This is a genomic window from Photobacterium sagamiensis (genome assembly GCF_050337085.1).
Classification (GTDB): domain Bacteria; phylum Pseudomonadota; class Gammaproteobacteria; order Enterobacterales; family Vibrionaceae; genus Photobacterium; species Photobacterium sagamiensis.
The window spans coordinates 51,662-69,823 of record NZ_JAKJSP010000038.1; the positions used below are offsets into that span (position 1 = coordinate 51,662).

The following is an 18,162-nucleotide window of genomic DNA, read 5'->3' on the forward strand; positions in this document are numbered from 1 at the left end:
GTCCATTTACAAAAATAATAGTGACTTAACGTCAGGATGACCTATGAAATATATGAAATCAACCCTCGTTATTCTCGGCCTTGCTTCGGCAACCATCGCTCACGCAGCTGAAAACATGACCATTCGCCTTGCGACAACAACCAGTACTTACCATTCAGGCTTACTTGATTACCTGTTACCAGAATTCAAAAAAGATACGGGTTACAATGTTGAAGTATTAGCCGCCGGTACCGGTAAATCACTGCGTATGGGCGAGAATGGTGATGTTGATTTGGTGATGACACATGCGGCAAAAGCAGAAGCAAAATTCGTTGATAACGGTTTCGGCGTACTGCCTCGTAAATTGATGCACAATGATTTTGTCGTGGTTGGTCCTGATAGCGATCCTGCGAAAATTGCTGGCGGCAACGATGTTGTTAAAGCGATGAGCAGCATTGCCTCATACAACGCGACATTTGTTTCTCGTGGCGACGATTCCGGTACACATAAAAAAGAGCTAAACCTTTGGGCACAAACCACAATCGAACCTGACTTCGGTGGTTATAAAGCAGTAGGCCAAGGCATGGGGCCGACCCTGAATATGGCGTCAGAACTTCAGGCGTACACCATGACAGATCGTGGTACTTGGCTGGCATACCAGAATAAGCTAGACCTCAAAATCATGGTTGAAGGTGATAAGCGCCTGTTTAATCCGTACCAGGTTATTCTGGTTAACCCAAGCCGCTATCCAGATATTAACTACCAAGGCGCAAAAACATTCAGCGACTGGTTAGTTAACCCGAAAGCACAAGCCATGATTAACAACTACAAGCGTCATGATGAACAGTTGTTCGTTGCAGATGCTATCTAGACCGTTCTCAACACACTCACTTAACGTGGATAACATTACGAAATAATGGATATTTGGCAAACAACCCAACAAGCTGTTCAACTTTTGTTTAGCGGTGATATGGCATTATGGGGAATTGTGGGTGTGTCATTTTCTGTCTCTTTGCTGGCAATTGGTATTGTGCTTTTGCCAGCATTGGCGATAGGATTTGCTCTCGCCTACGGGAAATTTCCGGGACGCTGGCTAATCCTTTCGCTGTTTAATACCTTCCAGTCGATCCCCACAGTGGTGATCGGCTTGCTGCTCTACATGTTATTGTCACGCTCAGGCCCATTGGGTGACTGGAAAATGTTGTTTACCCAACAAGCCATGGTGTTGGGTCAGACCCTGATCTGTTTTCCGATTTTAGTCTCGATGATGCACGCCGCTTTTCAAAATAGTGATCGCCGGGCATGGGAAACCGCTTTGACCTTAGGCGCCAGCTTACCGCGCGCTTTCATCAGCCTGATGTGGGAGTGCCGCTTTCCTTTATTTGCCGCGGTTATTGCAGCGTTCAGTCGTATTATTACTGAAGTTGGCTGCTCGATGATGGTCGGCGGCAACATTTTAAACTCAACCCGAAATATTCCCACCGCAATAGCCCTTGAAAGCTCTAAAGGAGCGTTTTCACAAGGCGTTGCCCTAGGCATGGTATTATTAATTCTGGCGTTGGGGCTAAACTTCTTTCTATCTGTTGCTCGTGGCAAAGCCCACTTGCGTACCAATTAAGCTGAGGAACAGGTGATGACACAAATCTCCATTCAGGCACATGATCTCTCGATGCGATTTAAAGATCGCCTGCTATTTCACATACCTCAGCTCAGCCTCGGCCCCCAAGAGGCTATTTATTTAACGGGCGATAATGGTGTAGGTAAAACGACCCTGCTCAAAATTCTTTCCGGGCTGCAAAAACCGACAACAGGTCGAGTCAATCTGCAAAATCAGTCATGGCTATCCCGCCTGTTCAAAGGCGAGAGCAAGGGTGGTGTCATTTATATGCACCAAACGCCCTATATGTTTGACGGTACGGTATTTGATAATGTCTGCTATGGTCTTAAATTCGCCATAAAAGATCGCAGAACGCGCCGAAGTGAAGCCATTAATGCTTTACGTATGGTAGGGTTAGAGACTCTGGCCGACGAGCATATTTCTGTGCTTTCAGGTGGTGAAAGACAGCGTGTAGCAATGGCGCGTGCCTGGGTATTAAAACCCAGTGTATTACTGATGGATGAATCAAGTGCCAGTCTGGACAGTGAATCAATTGAACGACAAGTTCATTTGACTGAAGATCTGCTGGAAAGAGGTTCAAGTCTGGTGGTCACCAGCCATCAGAAAAATGCACTCACCGCCTTATGCCGTCGCCAGTGGACAATTACCAATACAAAACTAATTGAACGAGCGGATTTACAGCTCGTGAATGAGGACAATAACAACTATGCCTACGGCTGAACAAACAAGTTGGGTCATTTTAGCTGGCGGACAAGCCAGCCGTATGGGGGGCAATGATAAAGGGCTCGTTGAACTCGCCGGCAAAGCCATGATCGAACATGTGATGGAAGCGCTAAAACCGCAGACATCGTCGATCACCATCAATGCCAACCGCAACCGCGACCGTTACCAGACTTATGGTTCGGTGTTCGGCGATCATATTCAGAATTATCCAGGCCCGTTAGGTGGCATGCATGCCGCTCTGCACCATATCGATAATGAGTGGATTGGCTTTGTACCCTGTGACTGCCCGCGGCTCCCTTCTGACTTAGTTACTCGTATGGCTAATGCTTGTCAGGAAGATACCGATATTGCCGTTGCCCACGATGGCGACCATATTCAGCCAGTGGTAACACTCGTTAACCGCCGTATCTTACCCAAACTGGAAGCTTTCCTTGCCAATGGCGATCGAAAAATCATCCTGCTGTATCGCCAGTGCAACATGATCACCGTTGATTTCAGCGATCAGCCGAATGCATTTGTGAACCTCAACACGCCAGAAGAATTACAACAATTTGGACAAAGCTATGAGTCAAATTAACGCCTCTCTTCCCCTGCTTGGTTTTGCAGCGTTCAGTGGTACAGGAAAAACTACCCTGCTTGAAGCAATGCTCCCAAAACTGGTCGAGCGTGGTATTCGCGTGGCGGTAATAAAACACGCCCACCATAATTTCGATATTGATCAGGAAGGTAAAGACAGCTATCGCTTACGTAAAGCCGGGGCTGGTCAGATGCTGATCTCTTCGCGCTATCGTCGCGCACTGGTAACTGAAACCCCAGATGAAGAAGCCAGCCTGCCCTATCTGATTTCTCAGCTGGATCAAACCCAGCTGGATCTAATTTTGGTTGAAGGCTTTAAAAAGCTCAGTTTCCCTAAAATTGAATTACACAGAGAAGAAGTCGGTAAACCCTGGTTACATCCGGACGATCCCGACATCATAGCGGTTGCAGCCAATGTGAAGGCGGATACCCCATTGCCGACAATGGATATTAATAACCTGGATCAAATCACTGATTTTGTCGTCAGCTTTGCCAAGCAAGGTAATGCAATCAAAGAGCAAGAACAGAAGCAAGGTTTAGCCTGCAGTGATCTTTCTCCCTCCGACATGCTATCGGTCGATGACGGACGCCTGCGCATTCTGAGTCAGATTGTTCCACCAGCATCGGCTCAATCGGTTCCGCTTAAAGAGGCGTTAGGACAAATTGTCGCACATGACATTTTGTCGCCAGTCAATGTACCGCAGCACACCAATTCTGCGATGGATGGTTATGCCATTCGCGGTGATGACTTACAAAGCAGTGATGATGTAAAAAGCAAGGTATATCAGGTGGCGGCCCAAGTCATGGCCGGCCATTGCTATGATCAACCACTGGAAAAAGGTCAGGCTGTACGCATTATGACCGGCGCGCCCGTGCCGGAAAATGCCGATACCGTGGTAATGCGCGAGCAAGCAACAGAAGATAGTGACACCGTCACCTTTAACATTGAAAAATCAGCCATTTATCCGGGACAGAATGTTCGTCTGGCGGGTGAAGATCTCGCCATCGGTCAAACCGCGATTGCTAAAGGAACACAAATCTCAGCCCCTGAACTGGGTATGATTGCCTCGTTGGGTATTGATAACGTCACCATCAACGCCCCAATTAAAGTCGCGATTTTCTCGACCGGTGATGAAGTACAGCAGCCTGGCGAAGTTCAGAAAGATAACTGTATTTACGATTCCAATCGCTACACCCTGCACGCAATGCTGACTCAGGTTGGTTGCGAAGTGATTGATTTCGGCATTATCGAAGACAGCGAAGCGTCACTTGAAGCCACTCTCACCCAAGCCAGTCAACAAGCTGATTTAATTCTGTCATCGGGCGGCGTTTCTGTTGGCGATGCGGATTATATAAAGACCGTATTGAACAAACTGGGCGAGATCAACTTCTGGCGTATCGACATGCGTCCGGGACGTCCGCTGGCCTTTGGACAAATCGCGGAAACACCTTTCTTCGGTCTTCCGGGCAACCCTGTTGCCGTCATGGTTGTCTTCCTGCAATTTGTTGAACCCGCCATTCGTAAACTACAAGGTATCGAAAACTGGCAGCCACAGGTATTTAATGCCGTCGCAGCAGAGCGTCTTCGCTCACGCCCGGGACGAACAGAATACACCCGTGGTATCTATAGTCTGGATGCAAATGGCAGATTGTCGGTGAAAACAACTGGCCAGCAAGGTTCAGGGATTCTACGTTCAATGAGTGAGGCAAACTGCCTGATTGAGATTGTACCTGAGCAGCCAAATGTGGAGATGGGTGAAACCGTTCGGGTGATACCGCTGATAAGTCGAATTTAAAAGCTGCAAACGTATTTTAAGCACTCAGTAAACGATGATAACTCATCGATTACTGAGTGCTTTTTTTTGTTTGCAGCTTCCGTGCTGCTTTCTTTTTCCTGAGCTTCTACACGTTAGAAGATGTTATATGTGCTGTTTAGTCGTATTTGGCGTACGCTTTTTGCACTATTTTAATAAACCTCAGATAAAGCAACCCTAGCCTAGAATTCGATATTACTTTGTTTTTATTGTGTTTGCGGGGCGCATAATACATAACTATGCGAAACGTTGCACTCAAAAATTTCACACTCTTTAACATTGATTCATAACCGCTATGTAATATCACCTGAAATGCATGCAACTCCGCTCACTCTCGGGACGGATAAAACAGACCTCACCACCTCGCCGTTCAAACCACCTACTATCACGATGACACGATATTTCGGTGCCCACATCTTGATGTTCGTGGCTATTACAGAATCACGCCTGGCTGAAGCCCCGCGAGTATTTCGCCAATCAATTAATTGTTTATTCACTTTTCTGCCATACTTACCGCTCGAGGTCAGAAAGTTCATCTGGCTGGACCATTTGATGCTTTCATCTCATGTACAATAGATGGCAGTGTAATGATTAAGGTATTCATAAATTAAGCATGTTTTTAGATTCGTATTATTCAGAACAGAACAGTGAGTATTCTTTTACTCGTGAACAAGCAAGCCACTTCGCTAAAAAGATCGCGGGTGATTTCAATCCAATCCATGATGAAGACAATAAACGTTTTTGTGTACCTGGTGATCTGCTGTTCTCTGTTGTGCTTTCAAAAGCAGGGCTGAGCCAAAAAATGCGTTTTGACTTCGCCGGTATGATTAATGACGGCATTGCTGTAAGTCTCGATACCAAATCTGATACAGAACAGTCGTTAGTGGATGCTAAAGGTAAAGAGTACCTGCATATCACCCGCGAAGGTGATACCACGATGAATCAAGATTTAATTGCACAAGTGACAAAAAATTATGTGCAGTTTTCGGGGATGAACTTCCCGCACATCATGGTTCCTCTCATGGAATCGAAACAAATGATGATCAATCCAACCCGCCCTCTTGTGATCTACGAAAGCATGGAACTGGATTTTACACGTTTAGATCTCACAGCGCCGACTGTTGAACTGACCGATTCTGAAATTGATGTCGATGGCAAACGTGGTAGCGTGACATTAAAGTTCTGCTTTAAAGAGAATGGCGAAGTTGTAGGCACGGGCCGTAAGCGCATGGTAATGAGTGGGCTTAAGCCGTATTGCCAGAATGACATTGACGATCTGGTAAACCGCTTCAATGAGCGAAAAGACCACTTCTCAGGCATTGCCGCCTAAAGAATTTAAAAGCCTGTTTTTAGCTCAGCGACTAAAACAGGCTTTTTTCCTTTTCACTGCTCCGTCCTGAATATAACGTCAGATTATCCCCTTCAGACAAATTGCTTTACGGCAAAATTTATCTCTTCATTTAAAGTAATGATATCCGCTACCCCTCAGGATGTTATATGCAACCCAGCATTTGGCTGATTATTGAATTACTGTCTGTAAGCAGAGATGCTGACCTCAATCGAAATCCATGGTGTGTCGCAAAAAGAGTACGCTGGCAAAGCGGTGTGAAATATTCAACACTAAAGTCCCGGGTGCAGAAAAGCAGGGATAAGATTAATCGCCTATTCAAGGAGTGTTGTGAGTTATCGATTGATAACAAAGGGAACATAATGGACTTCCAGGCGAAAGGGGCGCAGTGCAAAAAATGCTAGGCTTCTTAGGCAGAATGTCGTTTTTATTCAATCTTCGGTTTCGAAAAGTCGCTAAGATACACACATCACCTGCTTTAAAACGATGAAATAATTAATGCAATACCAATTATTAAAACAAGGCCTTTCCTGCCAGCTTAACGATACTTTATCCGTTCAACTTATCCGCCAGAGTGATTTTGGTGACATCGTCGAGATGTTGGGAAACCCGAACGTGAATAGGTTCTTGTTCTTTGCCCCATCACCGGTTGCAGTTTACGAGGCGTTTTTCTCACCTATCATCGAGAACAGCCAACAAGCCATTGAGCTAAATGAGTGGCCGGAAAACCCTACTTTCATTATCAGGGATAATAACGGTCACTATATGGGCATGATTGGTATTAGCCAGGTAATGATGTTAACGGGCAATTTTGAGGTCGGCCACCAACTTCCGGAACATGCCTGGGGGCAAGGGATCGGCACCTTAGGTTGCCAATTTGCAACCAGGCTAGCATTTGAACAACTCGGGGCTCATAAAGTCTGTGCCGATTGTTATGCCAGCAACACGGGTTCAGCACGTGTGCTGGAAAAATCAGGTTACAGCCTCGAAGGGCGCCAGACCGATTACTATCAAGTCGATGGCAACTTTGATGACAGACTATGGTTTGGGATGACCGTCAGTCAATTCAACGATCAATATAAGAAATAACCTTAGCGAAATACGCTCTTATTGATTGCGAGAGCGTATTTCAACATTCACAACTTCCTCAAGCTGAGAGCTACAATCAACCCTGGTAATAGTTCTGATCTCTAGCAGCGCATGACCATTCAGATCGACTTACTGGTAAGGAGCTACGAGAGTCAGTCAAAGAAAGCATCAATTAATTGCACTTTCCACACAAATCACGGGATCTTGATAATCCACATGCAAGCCCTCTTCTGCAAGTTCGCCGACAATATCTTCATTCACTTCAACAAACGCTTCACTGATTTTATCGCAGATCACTTCACCACCAGGTGTAAGCGCAACCGCAGAAAACCATGGGCTTAATTGAATACTCCCTTCGCTCAAAGCCTGATGCAGGTGTTTCATGTCTTTGCGGACAATATTGATGATTGTGTCAGTCAAAGAACTTGCTATTCCGAGTCCCCGGTATTGTGGATCTACAAATACCGTATGTAGTGAGAGCTCGTAGCACAATTCATCGGAAGATAAAGCAAAGCGATGATCTTCGATATAACGACTAAAGCTTGCCATCGCGATCACATGTCCGCGATGATAAACCATCAGACATACGTCACTATCAGGATCTAAATATCGCGTAAGAGGTGATGGCAATGCTGATAAATAATCTGAAGACGGCCGATCATTATTGCCATCCATTAGCTCTTTCAGTGCAGCTGTATTCTGCGATAAAGATGATAAAACTGTGATCGTATCAACAGCCGGGATGGGTTCAGCGAGCTGGCTCATTGCCAATGTGGCTATTGGTAGCAGGGACAAACGATCTAAGTAAGCTCTGCGACGATGGCCAGTACTGAAGACTTTTTTCGTTTCATCGATAATAAACACATCTTCATCACCTTCTTTAGCATCGGTATCAATGATATACCTCTTATCTCTGGCGATTCGACTGGAAGAGCCGGAACTTGACGCTTCGACAGTCAAAGATACCGCCGAAAAAACCGCCTCTGCCCACATTTTATATGTATCCACAAGCTCTGCGCTTATGCCGTCATGCTGCAACACATGATATCGGTACTGATTCATACTTTTACGTATTCCCTAATCTTTCTAGATACCAATTTACTCGCGGATATTGTACGAAAATAAAAAAAACAAATATGTTGATCCTGTACTTGCAGGCGAAAAAATTCGTTCTGCGATCTGATAACTGGCATTAACGGGAATTGTTTGCTAGATTTTAGCCGTTATCACCGCGGCTTAGTTGAGCGTGGGGTCATTGCAGCTATTCTAGTTTTACAAACCTATGGAGAAAATATTGATGATTGTATTAAAAACTAGCCGGGCACAGCGAGACGTTTAAATTAAGCCTCTCCTCTTTTGCCCGGCCGCTTAGCCGGGGCCTCAATTGCCCCTGATGATATTATTCAGTTCAGACGCATTATTTGCGTCAGGGGTTTCAAATAATGACAAACTCTATTTCTCTGCCTGAACTAGGCTGGAGACCTTTTTTTCAACAACAACTTTCTTTAGACGAGTTCGAACAGACTCGTATTATGCGTGTAATGGCGCAGCATCGCAGCCAGTTAGATCTGATGACAGAACAAGGTAACTTTCACTTACCTGTCACTTCGTCTATGCCAACGATAACGGTGGGTGACTGGCTGTTGGTCGACGAGCAAGGACACTTTATTCGTTTGCTTGACCGCATCTCTGAGTTCAGCCGTAAGGCCGCTGGCAGCAAAATCGATGCACAATTAATTGCAGCCAACGTAGATACCGTGTTTATCATCAGTTCTCTCAATGATGACTTTAATCTGAGCCGGATTGAACGCTATCTTGCACTTACCAATGAAGCAGGGGTTGAACCTGTTATTGTTCTGACCAAGGCAGATTGTTGCGACAACCCTCAGACGTTTGTCCGACAGGTTCAAGAGCTTGATCCTATGCTGCTGGTTGAGACGGTAAACGGACTCGATCGCAATAGCGTCACCGTATTAGAGCCATGGTGTAAAACTGGCAGAACCGTTGCGTTTGTTGGTTCATCTGGTGCCGGAAAATCAACTCTGATTAACTCCCTGCAAGAGAAACAAGACCAAGCAACCGGTGATATTCGTCACGACGACAGTAAAGGACGCCATACCACTACCTCACGATCATTACATGTAATGACAGCGGGTGGATTACTTCTCGATACCCCGGGAATGCGCGAACTACAGCTGTCTAATTGTGAACAGGGAATCACCGCAACTTTTGCTGACATCTATTCACTTGCCGAACAATGTCGCTTTTCTGACTGCCAGCACCAAGGGGAACCTGGTTGTGCGGTTCGCGAAGCGATTGACATCGGAGAGTTAAACGAACGCAGACTGGTCAATTACCTCAAGCTCAATCGAGAGCAGGCAATAAACGGTGCGAGTATTGCTGAAAAGCGAGCTCGCTCTCGAAATTTAGGTAAGTATTACCGCTCGGTTCAAAATGAATCACGGAAAAGAAAAAAAGGATAAATAACCCTGCTCCCCCCTCGTCCTGAGGGGATAGCAACCCACCATCTGATTATTAGCTTCATTTCTGACGCACAACAACAAAGAACATACGCTCTGTTACTGTCTTTGGCAGAGTTCGTTTCATGTTTCATGCCATAGAAAAGGCATGTGTGTAGAAACAATAAAGTTTACCTGTAGACAATAAAGCTTGCCCGTAGTCGACAATATTGACAATAAAGTCTGCCCCTAAGACTGGCTTATGGTGATCATAATCGTGTGCATTGAGTAACAAAGAAATGCCCCATTGTTAGTTAGAGCTGAAACTCATTCACAAGCTGTTAATGCTGATTTTCGATACCAGAGCTTATGCGAGGATGTTGAGGGCTACTAAGTGTCAGCTACGCCCGTTTTCTCCCATTTGTGGGTTCTGTCGCAAAGTTATATAGAAGCATAAGGGTACTGATTTTTAGGTACAATTAGGCTGCTAGCGCGTAAAACTGCTCCCAAACAGATAAGCCCTCAGGATTGTTTAGCTGTCCATTTTTAATCATCGACCAAAGTTCAACGCCAGCTAATGTCGCCTCTGCGCCTTCGTTGGATTTCCATCCCAGTGCTTGGTTCATTTTACCTTTTACTCTGCGGTGGCTTTGCTCGACAATATTATTGGGATACTTAATTGAAAGGATCTCAATAAGGCTCAGCATGCGTCCGCTATGCCAAAGCTCAACGTTGATATTGTGCAGTGCTAATGCATTGGAATGACTGCCATCAATCACCACCTTTTCTGGTAATCCGTGTTGGCCGATGGCCTTTTGGAAAAAGGCTCTCGGTGCCTTTTCATCTCGCTTATCACTCAGTAGAAAATCAATCACATCACCATATTTATCAACGGCTCTGTAGTAATACTTCCACTGACCTTTGACGTTGACATAGGTCTCGTCCATTCGCCACGAAGAAGCCACGGACTTTTTTCTTCTGCGAGCTCGCTGCTCCAGCAATGGCGCATATTTAATCACCCAGCGATTCAATGTAGAATGATCAACATTGATACCTCGTTCTGCAAAGATTTTTTCAATTTCACGGTAACTCAATTTGTAAGAGAGATAGTACCGAACCAATTGAAGGATTACCTCTGACGGAAAATGTCGACCTGAAAAATTGATAGTCATAGAGTTCGAAGTGGTGAGTAATGACGAAGATCATAACTTACCGCACCAGTTTGCGACAGAACCCCGGTTTGTACCCATAGCAGTCATTGACCAATCAAAGAAATTAAGAGATTTAGTTTCGATTATTTCCCCTCTATTACTTCTGACAGTACATTTCCTTGTGATGCAGCCGGAGGCGATATGTTTAATAATCCAGCTAAAGTGGGCGCAACATCGCTAGGGTGTACCAGGCGACTACTGCTGCCAGACTTAATGCCCGCACCGGCAAAAATAATAGGCACATGGGTGTCATAACGCCAGGGTGATCCATGCATCGCAGCGACGGGTCCCTTCTCAAACATAAACCAATAAGGTGCCTGCGCGACATAAATGTCACCGGAGCGCAACGGATGATTGTTGTTTTTTATTTGTTGGTAGATAACAGTATCTTGCAGGGGTGAAAGCCCACTTTGTGGGACGGCCATAGCAATGCCTTCGTGTTCAGTGAGTTTGGTCGCAATAGCCTGCTCTACCGTCGCTTTATCGAGCTTGGCTTTGGCTAAGGTTTCATCATTAAGGTAGAGGTAGGGGCGGAAGAAAAAACGGGAAACATCTTTAATGCCAAAAAGCTCTTCCCCTGCTTGATTGGCAAGCGCCACGACTTGCTCTGAATATAGTCGCCCGACTTTATAACCCTGCTCACTGATATACTCTGGCATATCGGCCATGCCATGATCGGCGGATAAAACGATGACGGTGTTTTTTAAACCGACCTTCTTATCGATAAACTTTAAAAGATCCGACAGCGTGCGGTCCAGTTGGCGCACAGAATCTTCGTTTTCCAGGCTGTTGGGGCCAAAAAAGTGATTGACGGCATCTACGCCAGAAAAACTGATCGATAAGTAATCGGGGGTAGTATCTCTGCCAAGGCCCTCGCCTTCTATTAGCGCTTTGCTGAAATCCAGTGTCAGCTGGTCACCTAAAGGGCTAACCAGAACCCGTGTGTTAAATAATGGGTGTTCTGCCGGGCCGTAGGGGTGAGGAAAGGTGCGGCTAAACCCCTTCAGGTCGACTTCATAGGGACGATCATCCCTATTGATCAATTTGTAGCTATCGGCTGCATCGACGAGTGACCAGTTCTTGCCCGCATAGTTTTCAGAGTTTCGCTGCTGATTCCAGCCTTTAACCCATTCCGGATAATCATCGTAATAATACTGGCTGCTAACGAAATCCCCCGTATTGGTGGAAAACCAAAATGCTTTACCAATATGTCCGGCCATGGCGACGGCACTTCGGTCCTTGCCGGAAACCGCAAATACTTTTGATTGACCACCATAGTAGGCCGATAGCGTATCACTGAAAGTTGGGACAAGAATGGCTTCAGGTGAACGACCTTTAGAACGAGCCAGTTTTTGTGCTGGATCGACCTGCTCTCCCTGGCGTGCCAAATCACGGGTGGGCAGTAAGGGGGCGTTCGGGTCTTCGATATTATAAACCAGCTCTTTGGCGTGATGGTCAAACCAAACATTGCCGGTCATTCCATGCACCGCCGGTGTTGTACCTGTTGCTAACGTGGTATGACCAACAATCGTTTCGGTGTTGGCATGTAAATAATGCGCATTGTTATAGGCATAACCCTCTGTAAAAAAATAATTAAAACCATTTTTACTGAAGTTTTCTAACGACCGCTGAATAAGGTCCGGGCGTAAACCATCGATCGTAATTTGCAGGACAAGTTTGATGTCTGAGGCGCCCCCCAGAGCGGGAGTAGATATCAGTAGCAACATGATCAGCATGCGTTTAGTCAACAAACTCGAACGAATGATATAAACCATTATATTTTCCTGGTTATTCGAAGAGAAAGCGGTGCACATATTACACACTCTCACGTTCAGCACACGCAACGTCTAAACATAAGAGATTTAAAATGATCTGCATCCGGTCGGGACCCCGACCGGATGCAAGGAACACCATTACATCATCGAAGCTTTTTGCTTGGTCAAAAAGGCTTTAACCGCTGCCTTCGATTCAGGACGCAGGTTGCTGATACCATCGTATGGAACACCACGGGCTGGCCCTTCATCGGGGAACTTTTGTTTGCGCATCATGTGGCGCTGGATAACGCGAACAAATTCTGCACCACCCCAGGCACCCACTTCAGTGGATACTGACCACTCTTCACGGGTATCCCGCTGTAAGTCATAAAACTTGGCACCAATAGGGTTTTCACCCGGAGGAGGAACTTCCAGTTTGAGATGCTCCTTAACAACAGCCGCCAGTGTATTGCCTGTATAGATCATAACGTGATCGCGACGACCTTTGGTTTCACCCATAAGTAACAGTGCACTCTGGTCAACCCCATCAACCAGGCGATCGGTAGGAATATTGTCTTCAGCACCCGCCAAACGTGACAATGTAGTAAACAGGTCAGTTACGTGAAAAATATCAGAAACAATCGAATCCGCTTCAATCATACCGGGCCATTTAACAAAGGCATCAACACGCACGCCACCTTCAGTAGTGTCACCCTTACCGCCGCGGAATATCATCGGGGTAAAGCCGCTACCGGGTGAGTATTTGGTGAAATGACCGTTGTCACCCATCAAGACTAAAATGGTATTGTCAGCAATGCCCAGCTTCCCCATTTCATTCATGATGTCACCGACCCATTGGTCAAGTAGCTTCAGCTTTTCTACATAGGTACCACCATTGGATGTTGTATATTGCTCATAAGGTACACGGGGACCCGTCAGTGGATACAGTGGCCAGTATTGCAGGAAGAAGGGCTCATCCTTTGCGGCCAGCTTTTTCAGGTGCTCCATTGCCTGATCCTGATAGCGATAGTTCATCTCTTCATACTTTTTCTCATTCCAGCGCTCACCTGCTTTCATATGCACTTCTTTGGGCTTGCCACCTTTCTTAGCCTCAAGCGCTGTTACCATATGGGACGCGTCAGGGCGGAACCAACGGTCTTTGGTGAACTTACTGTCATAGTTGTTTTCACCCATCGCATAGGCAATTTCTTCATTGGCAGCATCATCGTGGAAAATGGTCAGCTGGCCCTGCTGATGAACAGGAAAGGCTGCATAGTCAAAGCCCTGATTGTGGGGCCAGGACTCTTCGATATCCCCCATATGCCATTTACCAATATGGACGGTGTTATAACCTGCATCGGATAGAACCTCAGCCAACGTCACCTCTTTGCCGGCAATACCAAAGCCTGCAATATCAACTGCGGTATCACCCATTCCATTGCGATAAGGCTGACGACCAGTCATCATCGCAACACGGGTTGGGGTACAAGAGGGCTCGGTGTACATACGCGATAGGCGCATACCTTGATCGGCCAGCTTGTTAACATGCGGGGTTTCATAACCGCGCAGGGCATTCAGCTCTGGAATACCCATATCGCCATAGCCGATATCATCGACCAGTATGTAAAGGATATTCGGTGCCTTGCCACCATTGTTTTTGTTGAATTCTGCGAGCTTGGCATCAACGGCTTTATCATCTTTCGCCCACTGTTTGCCGTGTTGAGCCTCGAGTATATAGTACTCTGCATCATGCTTAATCTTGGATCCTGCCATCGCCCATGGTGATGCCGCCACCATGAAAGCCATCGCGAATACCAGTATTTTTATCCAATCCATATTGCATTCCTCATTAACTCGTTAAAATGAAAATTGCACTCTTGAACCATTATAGAAATATTCTTATTGAGTATGTAGGAATCACTTCTGCTATTACTATGGGCTATAGATGACGCTGCGGGGTTCTGTCGCAAGCTGGAGTAGTAAGTTATGATCTTCGTCACCACTCACTACTTCTCGCACAATGACTATCAATTTTTCAGGCCGCTACTTTCCATCAGACATCATCCTTCAATTGGTTCGGTACTATCTCTCTTACAAATTGAGTTATCGTGAAATTGAATAAATCTATGCAAAACGAGGCATCAATATTGAACACTCAACATTGAACCGCTGGGTAATTAAGTATGCACCATTGCTAGAACATCGAGYTCGCAAAAAKAAGAAGCCAGTCGCGTCTTCGTGGCGKATGGACGAGACATACATTAACGTCAAAGGTCAATGGAAGTATTACTACCGGGCCGTTGATAAATATGGCTGTGTCATTGATTTTTTACTGTGTRCTCACCGTGATGAGAAAGCAGCTCGCGCCTTCTTTAACAAGGCRATAGGTCATAACGGCTTACCTGAAAAGGTCGTGATAGATAAGAGTGGTGCCAATGCGTTAGCGCTGCATAATATCAACGTTAATCTCTGGTTGATGGRGAAGATGCTCAACCTGATTGAAGTGCTTCAAGTTAAGTATTTGAACAATATTGTCGAGCAAAGTCACCGGAAAGTGAAAGGTAAGATGCATCAGTGCCTGGGATGGAAATCAGAGGAAGGAGCCRAAGCAACACTCGCTGGCGTGGAGCTGTGGTCGATGATTAAAAATGGACAGCTCGACAATCCTGATGGTTTATCTGTTTGGGATGAATTCTACTCAYTTGCAGCCTAATTGTATCTGGAAATCAGTACGTTTGTACTTCAGCATAACTTTGCGACAAAGGCGAATGATGAGCTTACAGCGTGACTGCTGACACCGTAAGTGTCCTATCTTGTCAAGAAGTATCGTAATCAGCCTCTTCCGTCACAAATTGCATCTATGTTAGCTATAAAAAAGCAGCAATGGCCAGCCGCGAGTCTATTGTTATAAAGGAAACTATTTAAGACAAAAGCATCGTATTTACTTTCTGAAACACATAACTCAGTAAGCAATAATGAAGATTCAACAAACTGGCACTACGCATTAAATAACTGACTAGATTCGTTATACAGCACCAAAACGACAACGCCTTCAAAGCTTATAGCGCGTCAGTTATGGGCCAACATAAAGAAACCAGTATCTCGTTTTCAACAATTACGACGACCAATAGCCCTACAGCAGTTAAGAAAACCTGGAACTAAAAAGTGAGAAATATGCCGTCGATTAAAATGAAAAAAGAAATGAATTCACTATGGTTTTTCCTCTTGGTACTACTGTTTTCTTCACTACAGGCCACGGCAGCAGAAAGTAATACAAATGCAATAACCAGTGAAGCAAGCTTTGTTGGAACAGATGCCTGTATTGATTGCCACCAAAATGAATATATAGAATGGCAAGATTCTGATCACGATATGGCAATGCGTCATGCAGATGAAGAATCCGTGCTAGGTAACTTTAATGATGCGTCTTTGGAATCGAAAGGACAAACTAATCGATTCTTCAAAAAAGGCGATGAGTATTGGGTCAACATTCAAGATGCTGACGGCGAATTCAAAGATTATAAAATCAGCTATACCTTTGGCTTCAAACCCCTACAGCAATACATGGTAGAATTTGATAACGGTCGTATTCAACTCATTCCGTTTGCATGGGATTCTCGAACTAAAGCACAAGGCGGTAAACGCTGGTTTAACCTCTACCCAGACATGAAGAAAACCAACGAATTTTTCTGGACCAATACCGGTCAAAACTGGAACTTCATGTGTGCCGATTGCCACTCTACCGATCTTAAAAAGAACTACGATAAAGAAACCAATACCTACAACACCAGCTGGTTTGAAATCAATGTAGGTTGTGAAGCCTGTCATGGAGCAGCCAGTGAACACATGACATGGACTAAGGATCAAACCCAACCCACACCACGCACAGGTTTTGACCGAGAATTAAGTCAAGCAGTGAAAGAGTGGGTATTTGAAGAAGGCAAAACCACTCTACAACCCGCAGAAATATTCCCGACAAATCAAACAGAAGCTTGTGCTCAGTGCCACAGCCGTCGTATGCAGTTAAATGAAACCAACGACCACGTAAAAGGTAAATTCCTCGACCGTTATTTGCTGAGTATGATTACGCCAGAACTGTACGAAAATGATGGCCAGATATTCGATGAAGACTATGTCTTCGGCTCGTTCCTACAATCAAAAATGCACGATAAAGATGTTGTTTGTAGTAACTGCCATAATCCACATACCACTAAACTAAAGATCCCAGAAGAAGCCATCTGCAGCCAATGTCACATTGCATCTGAATACACGACGGAAAAACACACATTCCATGAAGCTAGCACTGATGGCGCGAAATGTACCAGTTGTCACATGCCAGAAACCAATTACATGCAAGTTGATCCTCGTCGCGACCATAGCTGGCAAGTACCCCGTCCCGATTTGAGCCAAAACATCGGCACACCTAACGTTTGTACTAGCTGCCATGAAGATAAGAGCAATGTGTGGGCAGATAAACAAGTCGGTAAATGGTTCCCTAAATCGCCATATCGAAACGAAGCGCATTTTGCTTCTGCCTTTTATGCTGCCGAGATTGGGTACCAAAACGCGGGTGATTCATTGTCATATATTGCTCAAGATGTAAAGCAAAGTGACATTATCCGCGCCTCTGCGCTTCAGCGTTTAGAACGCTACCCTGGCCGTAATAGCATTATTGCACTGGCCAGAGCGGTGAATAATGAGAACGAAATGGTACGTTTAGGCGCAATACAAGGCTCTGCACCTTATCCATTTAATCAACGTTGGCAGATAATCGAAAAACTATTGAGTGATCCGGTTTTAGCCGTTCGCGCAGAAACGGCAGGGGCATTAGCGGGAAACTGGCAGGAAATGACACCAGAGCAGAGAAAAGCGATGGCATCACCATTACAAGATTACATTGATATTCAAAACTTCAATGCTGATCGTGGGTTTGGTCGTACTAACCTCGGCAACATTTATGTAGCACAAGGTCAGTTTGAACAAGCAGAAAAAGAATACCTTGGAGCAATTACTGTTGAACCTAATTTTGCGAATAGCTACGCCAACCTAGCAGATCTATACCGTGGACAAGGACGCGAAAAAAAAGCTATCACATTATTAAAACAGGGTATAAAATCACAGCCAGACTCTGCTCAGTTACGTTACGCTACAGGGCTCGCAATGTTCAGGCAGAAGAATCAGGCTGAAGCAATACGCTATCTAAAACAAGCGACAGAAGTGGGTGCTAACAACCCGCAGTACTGGTACGTATATGGGCTTGCAGTAGAAAGTAACGATGTACCTGAAGCTGCAAAGTCGCTAGAAAAAGCATTCGAGTTAAGTGGCAATCCTCAACACTTATTTGCATTGTGTGACTTACAAATTCGTTACCAAAACCCTGCTGTTTCAGCCTGTATTAGCCAGCTTGAAAAAATTGCACCACCAGAAGCGGTTGAGCAACTAAAGGCGAAAATGAAATAATAATGATTGGCTGTAAAATCGGCTTTGTCGCAAAGTTATGCTGAAGTACAAACGTACTGATTTCCAGATACAATTAGGCTGCAAGTGAGTAGAATTCATCCCAAACAGATAAACCATCAGGATTGTCGAGC

Annotated in this window: 13 protein-coding genes and 1 pseudogene; 10 read left to right on the top strand and 4 right to left on the bottom strand. The window is 45.3% G+C overall.

The genetic code is table 11. The features are described from left to right. Positions 1-43 precede the first annotated feature (43 nt). The 7 genes from L4D76_RS18335 to L4D76_RS18365 all read left to right on the top strand — a co-directional run bounded on the left by L4D76_RS18335 (position 44) and on the right by L4D76_RS18365 (position 7,147). Positions 44-850 (top strand): ABC transporter substrate-binding protein, encoded by an 807-nt coding sequence (locus L4D76_RS18335; RefSeq protein WP_428442333.1) that lies wholly within the window; start codon positions 44-46, stop codon positions 848-850. 45 nt (positions 851-895) lie between these two features. Next, positions 896-1,597: an ABC transporter permease gene (locus tag L4D76_RS18340; RefSeq protein WP_428442334.1), complete on the top strand. Its 702-nt coding sequence runs from the start codon at positions 896-898 to the stop codon at positions 1,595-1,597. Positions 1,598-1,612: 15 nt separating this feature from the next. Beyond that, positions 1,613-2,317: an ATP-binding cassette domain-containing protein gene (locus L4D76_RS18345; RefSeq protein WP_428442335.1), complete on the top strand. Its 705-nt coding sequence runs from the start codon at positions 1,613-1,615 to the stop codon at positions 2,315-2,317. Further along, a complete protein-coding gene (gene mobA / locus L4D76_RS18350; RefSeq protein ID WP_428442336.1) occupies positions 2,304-2,897 on the top strand; it encodes a molybdenum cofactor guanylyltransferase MobA in 594 nt (197 codons plus the stop codon). Before L4D76_RS18345 ends, mobA begins: the two co-directional genes overlap by 14 nt. Further along, a complete protein-coding gene (locus tag L4D76_RS18355; protein ID WP_428442337.1) occupies positions 2,884-4,692 on the top strand; it encodes a bifunctional molybdopterin-guanine dinucleotide biosynthesis adaptor protein MobB/molybdopterin molybdotransferase MoeA in 1,809 nt (602 codons plus the stop codon). Before mobA ends, L4D76_RS18355 begins: the two co-directional genes overlap by 14 nt. Before the next feature lie 631 nt (positions 4,693-5,323). Beyond that, a complete protein-coding gene (locus L4D76_RS18360) occupies positions 5,324-6,040 on the top strand; it encodes a DUF3581 domain-containing protein (RefSeq protein WP_428442338.1) in 717 nt (238 codons plus the stop codon). Positions 6,041-6,556: 516 nt separating this feature from the next. Continuing rightward, entirely contained in the window at positions 6,557-7,147 is a 591-nt protein-coding gene (locus tag L4D76_RS18365; RefSeq protein ID WP_428442339.1) for a GNAT family N-acetyltransferase, read from the top strand. 168 nt (positions 7,148-7,315) lie between these two features. Here the strand turns inward: L4D76_RS18365 and L4D76_RS18370 are convergent, their stop codons facing one another. Further along, positions 7,316-8,209 (bottom strand): GNAT family N-acetyltransferase, encoded by an 894-nt coding sequence (locus tag L4D76_RS18370; protein WP_428442340.1) that lies wholly within the window; start codon positions 8,207-8,209, stop codon positions 7,316-7,318. Between the two features lie 380 nt (positions 8,210-8,589). Here L4D76_RS18370 and rsgA point away from each other — a divergent pair, with 380 nt between their 5' ends. After that, positions 8,590-9,630, top strand: coding sequence for a ribosome small subunit-dependent GTPase A (rsgA, locus tag L4D76_RS18375; protein WP_428442341.1), 1,041 nt, complete (start codon positions 8,590-8,592; stop codon positions 9,628-9,630). A gap of 455 nt (positions 9,631-10,085) precedes the next feature. Here the strand turns inward: rsgA and L4D76_RS18380 are convergent, their stop codons facing one another. The 3 genes from L4D76_RS18380 to L4D76_RS18390 all read right to left on the bottom strand — a co-directional run bounded on the left by L4D76_RS18380 (position 10,086) and on the right by L4D76_RS18390 (position 14,407). Beyond that, complete coding sequence (locus L4D76_RS18380) at positions 10,086-10,778, bottom strand: IS6 family transposase (RefSeq protein ID WP_428442342.1); 693 nt, start codon at positions 10,776-10,778, stop codon at positions 10,086-10,088. 122 nt (positions 10,779-10,900) lie between these two features. Further along, positions 10,901-12,592: an alkaline phosphatase family protein gene (locus tag L4D76_RS18385; protein WP_428442343.1), complete on the bottom strand. Its 1,692-nt coding sequence runs from the start codon at positions 12,590-12,592 to the stop codon at positions 10,901-10,903. A gap of 138 nt (positions 12,593-12,730) precedes the next feature. Beyond that, positions 12,731-14,407: a sulfatase-like hydrolase/transferase gene (locus L4D76_RS18390; protein WP_428442344.1), complete on the bottom strand. Its 1,677-nt coding sequence runs from the start codon at positions 14,405-14,407 to the stop codon at positions 12,731-12,733. 184 nt (positions 14,408-14,591) lie between these two features. On the opposite strand from L4D76_RS18390, the pseudogene L4D76_RS18395 reads away from it, so the two are divergent. Both L4D76_RS18395 and L4D76_RS18400 read left to right on the top strand, forming a co-directional pair. Then, positions 14,592-15,284: pseudogene (locus L4D76_RS18395) on the top strand (IS6 family transposase). A gap of 476 nt (positions 15,285-15,760) precedes the next feature. Next, positions 15,761-18,031 carry a tetratricopeptide repeat protein gene (locus tag L4D76_RS18400; RefSeq protein ID WP_428442349.1) on the top strand — a complete coding sequence of 757 codons (2,271 nt, stop codon included), beginning with the start codon at positions 15,761-15,763 and terminating at the stop codon, positions 18,029-18,031. Positions 18,032-18,162 lie beyond the last annotated feature (131 nt).

Excerpts from the sequence above, each read along its gene's own strand:
- L4D76_RS18365 (WP_428442339.1), top strand. The coding sequence starts at position 6,557 with ATGCAATACCAATTATTAAAACAAGGCCTTTCCTGCCAGCTTAACGAT.
- L4D76_RS18380 (WP_428442342.1), bottom strand. The coding sequence starts at position 10,778 with ATGACTATCAATTTTTCAGGTCGACATTTTCCGTCAGAGGTAATCCTT.
- rsgA (WP_428442341.1), top strand. The coding sequence starts at position 8,590 with ATGACAAACTCTATTTCTCTGCCTGAACTAGGCTGGAGACCTTTTTTT.
- L4D76_RS18335 (WP_428442333.1), top strand. The coding sequence starts at position 44 with ATGAAATATATGAAATCAACCCTCGTTATTCTCGGCCTTGCTTCGGCA.
- L4D76_RS18360 (WP_428442338.1), top strand. The coding sequence starts at position 5,324 with ATGTTTTTAGATTCGTATTATTCAGAACAGAACAGTGAGTATTCTTTT.
- L4D76_RS18340 (WP_428442334.1), top strand. The coding sequence starts at position 896 with ATGGATATTTGGCAAACAACCCAACAAGCTGTTCAACTTTTGTTTAGC.
- L4D76_RS18400 (WP_428442349.1), top strand. The coding sequence starts at position 15,761 with ATGAAAAAAGAAATGAATTCACTATGGTTTTTCCTCTTGGTACTACTG.
- L4D76_RS18345 (WP_428442335.1), top strand. The coding sequence starts at position 1,613 with ATGACACAAATCTCCATTCAGGCACATGATCTCTCGATGCGATTTAAA.
- L4D76_RS18390 (WP_428442344.1), bottom strand. The coding sequence starts at position 14,407 with ATGGATTGGATAAAAATACTGGTATTCGCGATGGCTTTCATGGTGGCG.
- L4D76_RS18355 (WP_428442337.1), top strand. The coding sequence starts at position 2,884 with ATGAGTCAAATTAACGCCTCTCTTCCCCTGCTTGGTTTTGCAGCGTTC.
- L4D76_RS18370 (WP_428442340.1), bottom strand. The coding sequence starts at position 8,209 with ATGAATCAGTACCGATATCATGTGTTGCAGCATGACGGCATAAGCGCA.
- L4D76_RS18385 (WP_428442343.1), bottom strand. The coding sequence starts at position 12,592 with ATGGTTTATATCATTCGTTCGAGTTTGTTGACTAAACGCATGCTGATC.
- mobA (WP_428442336.1), top strand. The coding sequence starts at position 2,304 with ATGCCTACGGCTGAACAAACAAGTTGGGTCATTTTAGCTGGCGGACAA.